Genomic DNA, 16151 nt, shown 5'->3' on the forward strand with positions numbered 1-16151 from the left:
AACAATACATTAACACAGGTTTACTTAACTTTACAATACCCTTGAGTAAATTAAGCTCATTAATCTTACTTAAGTAGGACTAAGTGTCTTTCCTACTCAAACTACGGTTGTCAATGCAGGAGGGCTTGCGTTGTAAAATACAAAGTTGCTTCGGTGCTTTTATCCATACTTGGCCTGTGTCAAGGAAAGCGTGGAAGTATAGCATCACGTTGCTCAAAGCTGGCTAAATTTAAAGAGAGGAGATACTCATGAGTTGGACAAAAGTTCTTTCAGCTGACGCACTTTCTCCAGGCGGGCGACAAGTAGTGAAAGTTGGCAACCGAAATATTTTGCTGTTGAATCATGAAGATCAGCTTTATGCAGTTGAAAATGCCTGTCCTCATCTGAAATTATCTTTAAAGAAAAGTAAAGTCACTGAAGACGGGGCGATCGTTTGTCCTTGGCATCGCAGTGCTTTTGATCTGCGCACTGGTGAAGTTAAGGAGTGGATCACTTGGCCACCTGTTGTTGGTAAGGCTATGAGTATGGTTTCGCAACAAAAGGTGCTGCCTATTTTTCCAGTTCGCGTGGAGGAAGGAAGTATTTGGGTAGACGTGGAAGAGTAAGAACTTCTGCATCTGCATAGCGATCGCTTTGGGAATTTACCTGTGGTAATGCAAATTCCTGAGTTGGCGATCGCTTACTATTTTTCTTAGAGTCCGATTATATGTAGCTGAATACCTGCAATTGCAGGTGACAAAAGGAATCGGAGATGTTTGTTATGTTTGAAAAACAACCACAAGATTTACGGCAGAAGGTAAAACAGCTAGCTACCGAAGCCTTAAATAAATCAGATCCATCGGCATGGTTTGAAGTTTTATATACTGAAGCGCAGGGTGATACAGCACAGATTCCTTGGGCAAAGCTAACTGTAAACCCCTATTTACAAAATTGGTTATTGACTTATAGTCCTCAAAGTCAAGGACATTCAGCTTTGGTAATTGGTTGTGGTTTGGGAGATGATGCGGAGGCTTTAGCAGAATTTGGATTTCAGGTAACTGCCTTTGATATTTCCCCCACAGCTATAGCCTGGTGCAAACAACGATTTCCTGATTCGCCTGTTACTTATGCGATCGCAGACTTGTTAGCAATTCCCCCGCAATGGCATTATGCATTTGATTTAGTGGTCGAATCTCGCAATCTACAAGCCTTACCTTTGAGTGTGCGTTCCTGTGCCATTCAATCAGTAGCTTCTTTAGTCGCTGTGGGAGGAACGTTATTGGTGATTAATCGATTTCGCGAGACTGAAGCAGAACCCGATGGCCCTCCTTGGCCATTATCTAACTCAGAACTTGCTCAGTTTGAAGCATTGGGATTATCGGAAGTTCGTCGTACTCTATTAATGGATCCAGAGCAGCCCGATGTTAAACATATACGACTTGAGTATCAAAGGCAAGTCTAATAATAAAAACCCCGGCTATCAACCGAGGTTAGAGGAGAAAACCATTTGTCATTTGCGTAGCGTGTGCGTAGCACTTTGGGAGATAAGAATATTCCGAGAGGGAGAAAATTTTAGTTAGCACTATAGGCAACCAAGTACATCTTTAGCTTAGTAGGTTACTAGTTGATGATTCCTCTGCCATTAGTAGTGCTATAGGTAGTTTTACGTCTTCTATCACATTAATTAATGTAAAAAACCGTAACGAAATTTGTTAAATAAAATATTTTTCTTAAAGCTCACTTTTGGGAATTTCTTCACGGGATTCGATCACTAATTGCATGGTTTCAACAGTTAAATCGCGCAAATCTTTATTTAGAAACACGACACCATTTGCACCAAACCAGCGGTCAAATATAGTTACATATCGTTTCTCTCCATCCACAAATCCTTGCATAAATTTGTACAAGGTATAATTTACTGCATCAAGGAACTTAGAGTTATTCTCAGGAACTATACAAGCAATGCCCTCGCTGGAATAAGGGCGATCGGGTACAATTTGGAATGCATCTTGATTTTTAGTTGTTTCTAACCATCCCTCGATCAGAATGCTATCTGATGCCAGAGCATCTATTTTTCCCTGTTGCAGGGCAGTATATCCCTCTGCTCTATCTTTGAGGAAGACTAGTTGAGCTTGAGGTTGCGATCGCTTAATTGCTAATTCATTGGTGGTTTGTTTCAGTACACCAACACGCTTACCAATCAAAGACTCAGGAGAACCTATATTACTTCCTTTTTTTACCAATAACTGGGTACCAGTAGCGCCATAGCTAAGTGAGAAATCCACCTTTTTGTCGCGTTCCCAGGTAAAACTGCTAGCATCGCAAACAATATCAACTTGTCGGTTCAGTATTTTGGGAATCCTTTGTGCAGGTGTTAGTGCCACCAATTTTAATTGAATTTTTTTTCCAAGTTCTTTTTCTAACTGCTCTTTAATTAAATTCAGCATATCTATGGAATAGCCAACCAACTGCCCCTTACTATCAGCATAAGCAAAGGGGATTGCATCTTTACTTGTGCCTGCTGTGAGTACACCTGTTCGTGCCACTTTTTGCATTACATTTTCTGCCTGAGCTAGACTCGGTGTCGATGCCGCAAAAAATAAACTCAAGGTTGTTATTACCAATTTTTTATACATATTTAATATCCCGAATACTGTATTTGATTCGGTTTATTTTACAAGGATATTTAACACTAGTAAAGCTAAGTAGTTCGGTACAATTAAGTCGTTAAGCTCGTCATTAGCCATTGGTCATTGGTCATTAGTATAGAGTTCCAGTTTTTTTACATTTATTAACGCGTGTCGCTTTTATCCCGCCTACTTACTTAACATCTATATTAATATTTTAGATTCAATGATTCCGATGGCCTTAAGAATATATCGACTGAAATCTTAAAACTCAAAACATATATAAAAAAAGTATGTCAACTTAACGACAGAGCCGATATTTTTTGAGAAGATTAAATGGGTTTTGACCAGATTGGAACTATATTCTCAATAATTCAGCGTGAATATGTAGTTAAGTTGACTTTACACAACAACTTGGTCAAGTTAAGCTTTTATCTCTTCTTCTGAATCTTTAAATTTCTCCAGTAACTTTAACTGGCTCGTGACCAAACTTCATTAATTCGTAAAGATCTGAAGCATACAAATCTTCATGACATGGTTCATCTGTTTGGCTTGTTGCCACAATTGGATCGCCGTAGGCTTTAGTTTTACCTATGAGTAAAAGTTTCTTGCCTGCGCACTCTCCAATTAACTTGAACTGGTTGTCAGGGAAAAAGTCTACATCAGTAAAGAAAGCACGATTTTTGATAGGCATTTCTCCTCCTAAGTTCTGATGCAACAGCTGTGTTAACAAAAAAGATTAATAAGTGTGTTAATTTTTGTGTCCCAATTACCTTGTTTGATAACGAGTTACTAACACGCTTATTTGCAGGATTGGGATTTTGATTGGAGCAATCTGTCAACGCAAATTTTACCGTATCCAAGTGCTTCAGCCTCTGTTGGAAAACAAAAAGGCTCGCTGTACTGATTTCCTTTTGGATCTGTGTAGTCAACGGCAATACCGCTCAACTCTTTTGTTGTGACTAAAATCCACTGTTTGTAATTAATCATCCTAGCCTCTGTATTTTTGTAGCGGTTGGCGAGGTGGGTTAATAAACAGATATCTGCCACTGCCAATTCAATAGCAATGTCAGCTAGGAGACCACAAGGACAATAGCTTAGAGTAAGCTGATGTCAAAGGTACTCCTTCCAATGCCGACGGAGTTAGCTGACGGGCTAAGACTGGAAGGTGTCTCTCTCGCTTTGAGATTCGCCCCAAAGATTGGTTCCTCCGCTTCTTGTCCAGATCTAAGGCTTTTTAACCATAATGCTGGACTGAATTAGGCTATATTCCCACTTAAAATAAACATATACTGATACGTTGAAACAGTCAATCAACCACTTCTTCTATTTCCTTTCATCTCTTATGAAAATAAGGGCTAGAGAATAAGCAACTGAGCCTTTTATCTATTGATTATTTAATTAAATTATATGAGTGTCTATCTTGAACTCCTAGTATAAAATTCATCTACTACTACCAAGCAATTGGTTTTCTATTCCGGAAAAATTTACCTGTTGGACTGTCATATACAAGTGTCGCCAGCCACACAATCGTGTCAACTCCTTGTTCAGGGGTTAGCGGTGCATTTGAACCACCCATATCGGTTTTCACCCAACCAGGACAAACTGAATTTGCTAATATGTTTGTGCCTTGTAATTCGCTTGCAAAAATTCGCGTTAAGGCATTTAAAGCAGCTTTAGAAATGCGATATCCAGGTAAACCACCCTGCATATCACTCAATTGTCCTGCACCTGAAGAAACATTCACTATCCGCCCGTAATTTTGTTTCTTCATTAAGGGAATCAACGCCTGAGTTACACGCAATACACCGTAAACATTTGTCTCCATTGTTTCTTGTAATGTGTCTATTGGAGTATCGAAAACACTATTGCAATCAATATATATACCTGCGTTATTCACCAACACATCTAACCGTTCAAATTGCTGATTAATAAATTCAGCTAATTTCTGGCTACTTTCATCACTGGTAACATCAAGGTGATAATAAATTACATCTAATCCTTCCGATTGTAATTTTTCAGCTGCCGCTTTTCCTTTTGCTTCATCACGGCTAGTAAGAATTACTTGATATCCCTTTTTTGCTAATTGGCGAGAAATTTCAAATCCTAAACCGCGATTTGCACCTGTTACTACTGCAATTTTTGGTGTTGTCATGTTCGGATTCTCTAGTTTAGTAGTTTAGAAATCTTTATTTAGGTGCGTTAGGCTAAAGCCGTAACACACCCTACGATTTAATTATTTAAGTGCATAATCTTGGTTGTATTCCACGAGTTCAATTTCGTTACCATCAGGATCGTTGACATAAATTCTGTGTTTGGTTTCTGGTGCTGACATTGTGTAATATTCAATGCCTGCATCTTCAAGTATTTTTTTCATTGCATCACCATCAAGAATTATAAAACCAACGTGGTTAATGCCAATGTTTTCGTAGGCGCTATGGACGCGTTCTTGCTCATTCTCATCATTTAATGCAAGATAAAATTGATGATTACCTAAATGCATCCAATGTCTACCGTTATACACACCATCAGCACGCACATACCATTCCGGAAATAAAGTTTGGTAAAACTTCTTGCTGTCGTTAAGATTTTTGCAAGCAAGATTAATATGCTCAAAGCGAATAAAATTCATATCTACTCCTTATTTTAGAAATAGAGAATGGCTAATGGTTAATGGCTAATAGTTAATTGCTACTAACAACTAACTAACCTATTACCCTAGCGAGACATCCAGAAACATCATGACTACAAACCCCAGCATCACACCAATAGTTCCTTCTTTTTCTAATCCTTTGCGATGAGATTCGGGGATGATTTCATCACTAATGACAAATAACATTGCTCCTGCTGCAAATGCCATCGCCCACGGCAAAATAAAGTTAGCAATACTTACCACTCCCGCACCAACCAAACCACCGATTGGTTCAACTAATCCTGTCAGCAGAGAAATCCATAAAGCATAAGCTGCTGAATATTGCTCGCTCACTAAAGATAATGCCACTACCAAACCTTCTGGAATATTTTGCAACCCAATACCCAAAGCAACAGGAATTCCGTCGGTAATATTGTTGTTACCAAAATTTACTCCTACGGCTAATCCTTCGGGAAAATTGTGAATAGTAATTGCAGTAATAAATAGCCAAATTCGCTTTAGGTTTGTACCACGATAGTTTTCTTTACCCTTGAAAAAATGTTCGTGGGGTAAAAACCGATGTACTAGTTGCAAAAATATTCCGCCTAACAGCATACCGGCAACAATAATTAAAGCAGCAATGGGTTTTGATGTTCCTTGAGCAATAGCTGCCTCGGTTCCCGGTACAATTAATGAGAACGATGTCGCTGCTAACATCACTCCTCCACCAAACCCCAGCATTATTCCTTGCACTCGCTGCGTGAGGTTGATTGGTAACAAAATCGGCAAAGCACCAACTACTGTAGCAAGTCCTGCACCTAAACTAGCGATCGCGCCGATCACAAGGCTTTCCATATCTAGGGTTTTTTATTTAATTCATATAAATAAATCATAGTCATTATGAGTTTGAGTTGCAAGCAATTAGCAAAAAAAATCGCAGGGGATGTTGATTGCCTGCGATTTGATAATAGGAGTTTAGTTGTGATACCTTAGATGCAACAAAGCTTTCAGGGTTTACATCTGTATCAAATTTTTCGTGAAATGGTATCAGTCGCCAGGAGCCAGAAGAAATTCTTTATTCTGAATTCTGACTTCTGGATTCTGGCTTCTTCTTCAATTCCTAATTTTTAAGGCTCTGGTTTTTCATACTTGCCTGGATATTTTTTGTGGAAATACTCTTCCATTACTTTTAGCGCGATCGGCCCGGCAACGCTACCACCGCCACCACCAGAATGTTCTGCGAACGCTACAACTAGAATTTCAGGATTATCGGCGGGAGCATAACCACCAAACCAAGCATGATTGGCTTTGATGCCATTACGTCTCCATGCTTCAGCAGTTCCGGTTTTGCCTGCCACAGGAGGAAGTGTTGGCACATTTAAAGCTTTACCAGTACCTTCTGAGACTACTTTGCGCAATCCTTCGCGAAGAACTTTGGCGGTTGACGGTTTCATATTAATCGGCTCGCGCCATGATTTTGCTTGTTCGTTATCTTTAAGTAAATGGGGCTGGACTCGGTAGCCACCATTAGCAGGTACAGCAAACATAACCGCAACTTGCAGTGGTGTTGCAAGTAGTGCTCCTTGACCGATTGACATATTCACCGAATCGCCAACAGTCCAAGGCATTTTCCAGACTTTCCGTTTCCATGCTTCATCTGGAACAAAACCTTTTGATTCTTCGGAAGCAAATTCAAACCCAGTTTTCTTGCCGAAACCATACTTGCGAGTCCAATTGATTAACGTGGAACCACCAACTCTGGCACCTACTTGGTAGAAAAAGGTATCGCTGCTCATAGCGATCGCCCGTGCAAATCCCAATGCACCAAATCCGGCATGATTCCACTCATTAAAACGGTAACCTCCAAAGCTTAGGGAACCGTAGGTTTGTAGTACTGTCTGCGGCGAAAATTTCCCCGACTCTAGTCCGGCTGTAGTGGTAACAATTTTGAAAGTACTAGCTGGAGGATAAGCTTGCAGGGCGCGATTGAGTAACGGATGATCTGCACCTAGCAGAATTTGTTGCAATTCTTTCTGAGACGCTCTTTGCTTAGAGAAAACATTCGGGTCAAAGGTGGGGTGAGACACCATTGCTAAAATCGCCCCATTTTGGGGATTCATGGCAATAACTGTGCCGTTGCGCTGCGCAAGAGCTTTTTCGGCTGCCATTTGCAAATTCCAATCTATAGTCAAGCGGATATCATCACCAGGTTTTGCCTGTTTCTCCCCTAAAATCCGCAATGGACGACCATTACTATCAACTTCTACCTGCTGTCCGCCCCACTCACCCCGGAGCACATTTTCAAAAGCCTTTTCTATTCCCATCTGACCGATAACATCTCCGAGGCGATAGCCTTTGTCTTTTTTATCTTTTAACTGCTCGGCTGTTAGTTCGCGGGTATAACCAAGTACATGAGCAAATTCCTTACCGTGTGGATAGTAACGAACAGCTTCCGTATGTACTTCCACCTCGTCAAGTTCGTTTTCATATTCCTTTAGAGCGGTAATCTCGTCTAGCTCCAGATCGCGCTTAATTCGTACAAGACCAGAAGAGTTGGGGCCTGCCTCTTTTAACTTGTTTTCAATTTCTTCTAGAGATATACCCAGAATTTGAGATAAACGTATACCAGTTTGCGGCCAAGATTGTTTCTGATGAGCCATTGGCCACAAATACACGGAATGAGGGTAGCGAGTCGTAGCTAAAAGTTTACCATTGCAGTCAAAAACGTTGCCTCGCTCCGGTTGTTTGAGTAATAGCCTAATTCGATTCGATTCTGCTTGTTGCCGATGAGTTGGGCCTTGGATAATTTGCAAATATACTAAACGTGCCAGAATGCCGCTTGTCAAAAATAAGGTCAATAGAATTAAAAATACCGATTGTAAGCCTCGTCCAACGGTACGCTTTTCTTTAGGATTGCCAAGTAGAGGAAATTGTAGTGAAGGCATATAACAAATAGTTAGTCAAATATTCATAAAACTGCTTATTTCAAAGGCTTTTTAGCCTTTTTCAATTGGGTTGCTCTCATTCAGGTAAATACGAGCAACAATACAGCCTAGTAATTCTCCAGGGATAGAATGTACTATTTTTACCAGCAAGTCGAGGTAATTTCAATAAATACATAGGACAAAAACTAATTTGGGGACTATGATTGCTCGTATACAATTACACTAATTTTGGCTAGAATTTAATGCTAAAAACTTACAAAAGTATATGTCTAATAAATAATAGTTGTCTTACCGGATAAAATGTACCCAAGTCTGATTTGTAGTTTGTGAAGCAGACTACATTATTTTGTAATAATTTGTAAAATTAATAGTTTTCTAATTTAGGACTATGGCCTCTAGTTTGACGCAAAACCAGGGGGAAATAATGAGTTTTGACACCCTTGATGTTGAACTGCGTAACGTTTTTAAGTTTTTTAACCAAGAGCCAGCGGTACACGGAATAGACTTGGATGTTAGGCAAGGGGAATTTTTCAGTATCCTTGGGCCATCTGGTTGTGGCAAGACTACCACACTGCGTTTGATTGGTGGATTTGAGAGAGCTGATGCTGGTAAAGTTTTGATCCAAAGTCAGCCCATGACTAATGTTCCTCCTTACCGCCGACCCGTTAATACAGTATTTCAAAGTTACGCGCTGTTTAACCATCTGAATGTGTGGGATAACATCGCCTTTGGATTGCGGTTAAAAAGAATACGTAAAGCTGAAATCGAAAGCAGAGTCAAAGAAGCTTTAAAACTGGTGAAAATGGAAGGTTTGCGATCACGCTTACCGTGTCAACTTTCTGGAGGGCAACAGCAGCGGGTGGCGTTGGCGCGGGCATTAGTCAATCGCCCTGCCGTCTTGCTGTTAGATGAACCTTTGGGAGCCTTAGATTTAAAACTGCGTAAAGAAATGCAGGTAGAACTGTCAAATCTACACAAAGAACTGGGCTTGACCTTTATTATGGTTACTCACGATCAAGAAGAAGCTTTGTCGTTGAGCGATCGCATTGCCGTCATGAATCATGGCAAAATCGAGCAAATTGGCACCCCTAGCGAGATTTACGAAAAACCTCAAACAGCTTTTGTTGCAGATTTTATCGGTGATACAAATTTGTTTGAAGGTGAAGTTATAGAAGTATACCCTGCCAATATTCAAGTTTTGACCAAAACAGGACTCAAAATTACCGTTTCCCGCACTAACGATACACCTGTTGAATTATCACAAACAGTGGCAGTCAGTGTTCGTCCAGAAAAGATTCAGCTTACACTTTATCGTCCGAGTACACAAGATAACTGCTTTGAGGGACGACTGATTAATGTTATGTATTTGGGAACTCACATTAATTATGTGGTCGAAATGAAAAAAGGTGTGCGTATTACCGTGATGCAACCTAATACTTTTGGCTCCCTACCAGATTCAGACACACCCATTTATGCTTGGTGGAATGAAACAGATTGTTTAGCTATTAGTCCTTAGTCACTTGTCATTTGTCATTTGTAATTAGATAGTGACAAATCCAAAAATATCCTTGAAAATTGAGGAATAAACGGATAAAAAATTATAAAAAATTGAATGGCAACAAAGCGTTTTCAAGATTTACAAGTTTATCAGTTATCAGAAATTTTATCTGATAAATGCCCAATGACTAATGACCAATGACTAATGACTAAAAGACGGCAATTTTTACAAGGTGTAGCAGCACTTTCTGGCTTATCTTTAACTGGTTGTGGTTGGAGACTTGCTGATGTGCGAGCTTCTTCTACCAATAGAGGTTCGCGGGATCAGCTTGATATTTATACTTGGACACAATATACAAATCAAGAATTATTAAAAACTTTTACCACCCAAACTGGCATTAAAATTATTGCAGATTTTTATGATTCCAACGAAGTTATGTTGGCTAAACTCCAAGCTGGAGGTGGAGGCTCTTACAGCTTGGTTTACCCATCTGACTACATGGTGCAGAAGATGGTGGAAAAAGGATTATTAGCACAAATAAATCATCAACTCTTAACTGGTTTAGACAATTTATTCCCCCAATTTCAAAACCCTACATATGATGCTAATAATAGCTATAGCATTCCCTTCACTTGGGGAACAACAGGTTTAATATATAATTCTGAAATTATTACAACACCACCACAAGATTGGGACTATCTTTGGCAAAATAAAGAGCTACTTAATAAACGCGTAACTTTACTCAATGATGTCCGAGAAGTAATGGGTGCAGTATTGCGAATGTTGGGCTACTCTTATAATTCAAAAAATGAAAATGAAATCAAACAAGCTTATGAAAAGTTGAAGGAACTAAAACCGATAATCAGTGCATTTGATACTGATGCTTGGCGTAATAAAATTGTAGCGGGTGATTTAAGTTTGGCAATGTGTTATTCCTTAGATGGAGTGAAAATAAGTCAAGAAAACCCAAAGTTAAAGTATGTGCTCCCCAAAAGTGGTTCTTCTTTATGGACTGATACAGTAGCTATTCTCAAAACTGCACCTAATCCAGATGGTGCTTATGCTTGGCTAAACTTTATGTTACAACCAGAAGTTGCAGCAAAAACTAGCCAGATCCTTACAGTTGCTACTCCCAATCGTGCTGCTTTTGAGCTATTACCCCCAGAAATTCAAACAAATACCGATATTTTTCCTTCAGAGGATTTGTTAGAAAAGTGTGAACGCATTACTCCTTTGGGGCAAATTGAAGAAGTTTACGATCGCTATTGGACTGAATTAACCAGTAGCTAGCTGTCTTGAGAATAGGGACTAGAGACTAGGGACTAGGGGCTAGGAAGAGACAAGGAAGGGGGGGAGCGGAGGAGCAGAGGGGCTTCAGGGGCACCAGGAGCAGAGGAGAACCAATAACTACTAACCACTCAAAAATGACCAATGACTAATGACTAATGACTAACTACTCATAATTTAATTGATGCAAATGGATGCAAATGGCGAAATTACTACAGTACCTAAATGGCGACATTCTCCGTTCGGATGGTTGCAACCCCTGATATTACTAGCACCGGCAGGAATTTGGTTGTTACTGCTGTTGGTATTACCAACACTGCTAATTATTGAGTTAAGTTTAGTACCTGGAATTCGACCGGGAGATTTGGTAATTCCCAGTGGATTTGATAACTATATCCGGATTTTAGATCCTTTGTACCTGCGCGTTATTGGGCGATCGCTATTTTTTGCTGTTGGTACTACAGTAATTTGTTTGATTTTAGGCTTTCCTGTTGCCTATTGGATTGCTCAGATGGCACCAAGGCGCTGGCGAAATTTACTCCTGATTGGCTTTGTTTTGCCATTGTGGACTTCTTCCTTGCTGCGCTCCTATGCTTGGATTACAATTTTGCGCCCTACAGGTTTACTCAACACTGTTTTAACTAGTTTGGGGTTGCCTGCTTTGGATTTGCTCAACAGCAGTGCGGCTGTATTAATAGGTATGAGCTACAGCTTGCTGCCTTACATGGTTTTGATTTTATACGCCTCGCTAGAAAAACTAGATCAACGGTTGCTAGAAGCAGCTGCCGATTTAGGTGCAAATCCCACCAAAGCTTTTTGGAAAATCACCGTACCCCAAAGCTTCACTGGCATTGCAGCCGGTTCTTTCTTAGTGTTTATTACTGGCTTGGGAGATTTTATCAATCCAGAATTACTCGGTGGTGCTTCCAGTATGACGGCAGCACGGTTAATTTATAACCAATTTCTCGGAGCTACTCAAAATTGGGGATTTGGTTCTGCTTTGAGTACGATTTTGATTTTGGCGGTTAGTATTGCGATCGCTTTATTAATTAAATTCGGTGATGCAACACCAAAACGATAGATATGTGGATAGTAGGGGCGGGTTTTGTTGGTAATCTTGCCGTTCAAACTGATAATTTATCTTCTAAACCCGCACGGCAGTCGCTACAACGCGCTTAACCCGACGCCAGTTGCCTTATGCCGGGGAACCCTTACTTTCGTTTATCCACTACCTACGGAAGCCGTACCTACCCTACCCTGCGGGAACCCCTTTCGGGGAACGGGAACAGCTACCCTGCGGGAAGGGCTTCGCCCAACGCTGAACGGAAGCCGTACCTTCGCGTCTACCGCGTCTACGTGTCTACGGCAGTCGCTACCTTCGGAAGTCGCTTCGCGCCTACAAGTCGGCACTAGACGTCGTTCGCCGTCAGGCGTTGCGTTAGCTAGCGGCTTCCCGGAGGGTAGCCGCAAGGGCGCGCTGCCTCACCACCGCACTGGCTCCGCAACGCGCTGCCTCCCGTACAGTAGTTAGTGGTTAACCATTTGTTTAGTATTGTCTTAGTCTCCTCGAATCAGTGTTGCGATCGCAACAATTAACTCATTTGGCTCAATTGGTTTTGCAAGATGTAGTTGAAATCCAGCTTCCAATGCTTGTTTTTGGTCATACTCCCCGGCATAAGCAGTAAGTGCGATCGCAGGAATTTTCCCTCCTTGCTCTGGCGGCAGAGTTCTCACCTGGCGGAGCAACATATATCCGTCGATGTCTGGCATCCCAATGTCACTAAGTAAGATATCGGGTTGGGATTGAGTTAAGGTTGCAAACGCTTCCCCTGCGGTTGTGACTGCTATTACCCTCGCGCCAGCCTGTTCTAATAAAAAGGCAACAAAGTCGCGTGTATCGGTATCATCGTCTACCACTAAAACTTGGACACCGCTCAAATCAAGAGATTGTTCCGATGATTGAAGAGGTTGATTTACCGTTGGTTGAGCGGGCATGAGTGGAATTTTAACTGTAAATGTGGCTCCCAAGTTTTCACCGGGGCTATCTGCTTGAATTGTTCCACCATGCAGTTCTACAAGATGACGCACGATCGCTAGCCCTAGCCCCAGCCCTCCAAACTTACGAGTGGTGGCACCATCCTCCTGACGGAAGTAGTCAAACACGTAGGGCAGGAAGTCTGGGTTGATACCTTTGCCAGTGTCGCTCACCTGAATTTGGGCATAGTTAGCGATCGGGGATTGCTCCTCTGCTTCTTTCCTAGTCCCTAGTCCCCAGTCCCTAGTCCCTAGTCCCTTTGACAGCCTTACCTCAACTCGACCACCTGCGGGTGTAAATTTAACAGCATTAGAGAGCAAGTTCCACACGACTTGCTGCAAGCGGGTTGAGTCCCCTAAAACCAGTCCCACTTCAGGATCGAGCATTGTCTCTATCTGAATTGACTTGGCTTCTGCCGCGAGTCGCACGGTTTCGATCGCCGCTTTGATGGTTAATGCTAAATTAATCGGACTAACTGTGAGACTGAGCTTGCCTCGCAGAATCCGAGAAACATCAAGCAAATCTTCAATCAATTCGGCTTGCAGCTTGGCATTGCGCTCGATGGTTACGAGAGCTTGCTTTGCCCTTACCTCGTCTAGCTTACCGCCGAGTAAGAGTTTTGACCAACCGAGAATCGGGTTGAGGGGCGATCGCAACTCGTGGGACAACACTGCTAAAAACTCATCTTTAATGCGGTTAGCTCGTTCGGCTTGTTCCCGTGCGGCTTGTTCTTGTTGCAGGAGACGCGATCGCTGTTCTTCGAGTTCATGCTTATCGTGAATGTCTGTTGATACACCAACCCACTGAATACCTCGGTTTTGCTCATCCTTGAAGGGAATAGCCCGCACGAGTTGCCAACGATACACCCCATCTGCTCGTCGGAGTCGATATTCTGCTTCGTAAGGAGTACCGTTTTGTACTGATTCCATCCAGCGCCTGCGAACTCGCTCCCCATCCTCTGGATGGATAACTGTCTGCCAATCCAAACCCAACAACTGTTCACATGGCAAACCAATATAGTCACACATTTGCTGATTCACATAGTCATTGTACCCTTGAGCATCGGCAGTCCAGACGAGTTGGGGAGTCACCTCAATCAAATAACGATAGCGTGCCTCACTTTGACGTAGCGCTGCTTCTGCTCGTTTGCGATCGCTGATATCGCTGACTAGTGCCACAAATCCTTCAACTGTTCCCTGGCTATTGATTCTGGGCACGTAAGTCGCACTTACATAACGGGTTCCCCCATCTTTGTAAGCTACTTGGCTCTCAAAGGAGACTTGCTGTCCTGCCAAAACTTGCTCAACATAAGGACGAATCTCTTCATAGGCAGTTTCACCCAACACCTCTCGCAGGTGCTTGCCATAGATTTCCGCCGCTAAATGTCCAAACCATTCTTCGTATGCTCGATTGTTGAAGCGGTAACACTGGTTTGAGTCTACAAAGGATATTAAGGCGGGTACAGCATTGGTGACTAGGCGAAGTTCTGCTTCTCGTTGCTGCAATGCGACTTCGGCTTGTTTGCGATCGCTCAAGTCGATGGCAAAAAATATCCCGCTTTCTGGATCGTCCAGAAATGATGCCCCTCCGATAAGAATCGGAATCCGATGCCCCTGTTTGTGGATATATTCTTTTTCAAACGGGGTGCTGAAGCCTTTAGTTGCAATCTCTGCCAAGGAGCGCTTGTCCACCGATAACCATTCAGGCGGGGTGATGTTCTGCCAGTTAATTTGTCCCGCTTCCAGTTCCTGCCGGGTGTAACCAATCAAATCTAGCAAGGCATGATTGGCTTGCAATATACCGCCTGAAATATTCCAAATGCCCATTGGCACCATATTGCACTCAAAAATACGCCGAAATCTTGCCTCGCTTTGACGCAGGGCTTCTTCGGCGAGCTTTTTGTCGTGGATATCGGTGGTTGAGCCGAACCAAGCCGTGATCCAACCGCCATCATCACGCATTGGCAGAGCTTTTGTAAGGAACCAGCGATACTCTCCGTCGTGCCGTCGATTACGCACTTCAATCTCGTATGCTACGCCTCTTTCGAGCGCATCATGCCATTGATTGAGGCATCGCTTCATATCGTCAGGATGAAGTACTTGTGTCCAGTTGCAGGCGTTCTGTTGGGGTGTGATGCCTGTGTAGGTGTACCAGTCGTCGCTAGTCCAGATAATTGTACCATCGGGGGCTGCCGTCCATACAATCGACGGGACACTGTTCGCCAGGATGTGCAGACGTTGCTTGCTCTGTTGCAGGGCGGCTTCGGTTTGCTTGCGATCAGTAATTTCAGCGATCAAAACAGTTATTCCATCCGGTGAAGGATAAACCCGGTACTCATACCAATGATTCCAAGTAGCATCAAAATACTCAAACTGAGCAGGCGTTTGCTCAGTCATCGCCCGCTGCAGTTGAACGTAAAAGTCAGTGTCAACTGCATCCGGAAATAAATCCCAAATCTTATGACCGAGTAGCTTTTCTCGCTGCATCCCAGTCATTTCACAGTAGCGATCGCTGACGTAAGTGTAGCGCCAGTTGCGATCAAGTACATAAAATCCATCATCGATACTAGAAAGTACCGTTTCTAAGCGTTCTTTCGCAGCTTGTGCCTCTCTTTGGGCTGTTTCGCTGACAGCCCGCAACTTCTGCTCTCGATGTAGGGCAATCCGGCGTGACTCATTCAACCCACTAATCAGCAGTGCTGCCGTTACATACACACCCACGCGCACTAAGCTTCCCAAATCGGCAATTTTCAGGGAATGATACGGCTCAACGAAGTAGTAGTTAATTGCCAACGCAGATAACATAGTTGCAACCAAACCCGGACGCAAGCCACCGTACCAGGCAGTTACCATCACCGCCATAAAGAACAGTGAAGTTGGTGCTGGATCTATTGCGGGGTCAAGTAGCAAGGCGATCGCCAGCGCCAGAGCAGTAGAAAGCAATGCGACGCCATAGGAAAGCAGTCGGTTACTAGGAGTGAGTTTTTTCCCAACTCTCAATGATATCCTCCCATCGGTCATAGTCCTGCTCTGCTAGATATTTGATCGGATCTAGCAGCATTTGCAACCAATTGTAGGTACCACAAAGCAGATATCACACTGGATCGCATGATTACCGCCATTTCGCGATCGCCGATCAAGAAATTTTC

Annotated in this window: 14 protein-coding genes and 1 riboswitch; of the genes, 5 read left to right on the forward strand and 9 right to left on the reverse strand. The window is 42.5% G+C overall.

Annotation, left to right across the window (positions count from 1 at the left end; all coding sequences use genetic code 11):
* The first annotated feature begins 248 nt into the window (after window positions 1–248).
* Window positions 249–605: a Rieske (2Fe-2S) protein gene (locus UYC_RS0104460; protein ID WP_016873446.1), complete on the forward strand. Its 357-nt coding sequence runs from the start codon at window positions 249–251 to the stop codon at window positions 603–605.
* Between the two features lie 155 nt (window positions 606–760).
* Window positions 761–1441: a class I SAM-dependent methyltransferase gene (locus UYC_RS0104465; protein ID WP_016873447.1), complete on the forward strand. Its 681-nt coding sequence runs from the start codon at window positions 761–763 to the stop codon at window positions 1439–1441.
* Window positions 1442–1709: 268 nt separating this feature from the next.
* Here the strand turns inward: UYC_RS0104465 and UYC_RS0104470 are convergent, their stop codons facing one another.
* The 7 genes from UYC_RS0104470 to mrdA all read right to left on the reverse strand — a co-directional run bounded on the left by UYC_RS0104470 (window position 1710) and on the right by mrdA (window position 8183).
* Window positions 1710–2615, reverse strand: a complete 906-nt coding sequence (locus UYC_RS0104470; RefSeq protein ID WP_016873448.1) for an amino acid ABC transporter substrate-binding protein — start codon at window positions 2613–2615, stop codon at window positions 1710–1712.
* Between the two features lie 442 nt (window positions 2616–3057).
* Window positions 3058–3300 (reverse strand): hypothetical protein, encoded by a 243-nt coding sequence (locus tag UYC_RS0104475; RefSeq protein ID WP_016873449.1) that lies wholly within the window; start codon window positions 3298–3300, stop codon window positions 3058–3060.
* 107 nt (window positions 3301–3407) lie between these two features.
* The gene (locus tag UYC_RS35315) at window positions 3408–3656 is read right to left on the reverse strand and encodes a hypothetical protein (protein WP_016873450.1); all 249 of its coding nucleotides are present in this window, start codon (window positions 3654–3656) and stop codon (window positions 3408–3410) included.
* A 67-nt stretch (window positions 3657–3723) separates the two neighbouring features.
* Window positions 3724–3851, reverse strand: a riboswitch (cyclic di-AMP (ydaO/yuaA leader).
* A 208-nt stretch (window positions 3852–4059) separates the two neighbouring features.
* A complete protein-coding gene (locus tag UYC_RS0104485) occupies window positions 4060–4761 on the reverse strand; it encodes an SDR family oxidoreductase (protein WP_016873451.1) in 702 nt (233 codons plus the stop codon).
* Between the two features lie 81 nt (window positions 4762–4842).
* Window positions 4843–5238 carry a VOC family protein gene (locus tag UYC_RS0104490; RefSeq protein ID WP_016873452.1) on the reverse strand — a complete coding sequence of 132 codons (396 nt, stop codon included), beginning with the start codon at window positions 5236–5238 and terminating at the stop codon, window positions 4843–4845.
* An 81-nt stretch (window positions 5239–5319) separates the two neighbouring features.
* On the reverse strand, window positions 5320–6093 hold the full coding sequence (locus UYC_RS0104495; protein WP_016873453.1) for a ZIP family metal transporter: 774 nt from the start codon (window positions 6091–6093) through the stop codon (window positions 5320–5322).
* Between the two features lie 272 nt (window positions 6094–6365).
* Entirely contained in the window at window positions 6366–8183 is a 1818-nt protein-coding gene (mrdA, locus tag UYC_RS0104500; RefSeq protein WP_016873454.1) for a penicillin-binding protein 2, read from the reverse strand.
* Window positions 8184–8571: 388 nt separating this feature from the next.
* Here mrdA and UYC_RS0104505 point away from each other — a divergent pair, with 388 nt between their 5' ends.
* The 3 genes from UYC_RS0104505 (at window position 8572) to UYC_RS0104515 (ending at window position 12049) form a co-directional block, all read left to right on the forward strand.
* Window positions 8572–9699, forward strand: a complete 1128-nt coding sequence (locus UYC_RS0104505) for an ABC transporter ATP-binding protein (protein ID WP_026087363.1) — start codon at window positions 8572–8574, stop codon at window positions 9697–9699.
* Between the two features lie 186 nt (window positions 9700–9885).
* Entirely contained in the window at window positions 9886–10971 is a 1086-nt protein-coding gene (locus UYC_RS0104510; RefSeq protein WP_016873456.1) for an ABC transporter substrate-binding protein, read from the forward strand.
* Window positions 10972–11152: 181 nt separating this feature from the next.
* Window positions 11153–12049 carry an ABC transporter permease gene (locus tag UYC_RS0104515; protein WP_016873457.1) on the forward strand — a complete coding sequence of 299 codons (897 nt, stop codon included), beginning with the start codon at window positions 11153–11155 and terminating at the stop codon, window positions 12047–12049.
* 140 nt (window positions 12050–12189) lie between these two features.
* Here the strand turns inward: UYC_RS0104515 and UYC_RS37510 are convergent, their stop codons facing one another.
* Together UYC_RS37510 and UYC_RS0104520 are read right to left on the reverse strand one after the other, a co-directional pair.
* Window positions 12190–12438: a hypothetical protein gene (locus UYC_RS37510; RefSeq protein WP_127011299.1), complete on the reverse strand. Its 249-nt coding sequence runs from the start codon at window positions 12436–12438 to the stop codon at window positions 12190–12192.
* An 87-nt stretch (window positions 12439–12525) separates the two neighbouring features.
* Entirely contained in the window at window positions 12526–16023 is a 3498-nt protein-coding gene (locus UYC_RS0104520; protein WP_016873458.1) for a PAS domain S-box protein, read from the reverse strand.
* Window positions 16024–16151 lie beyond the last annotated feature (128 nt).

This window comes from Chlorogloeopsis fritschii PCC 6912, assembly GCF_000317285.1.
Taxonomy (GTDB): Bacteria; Cyanobacteriota; Cyanobacteriia; order Cyanobacteriales; family Nostocaceae; genus Chlorogloeopsis; species Chlorogloeopsis fritschii.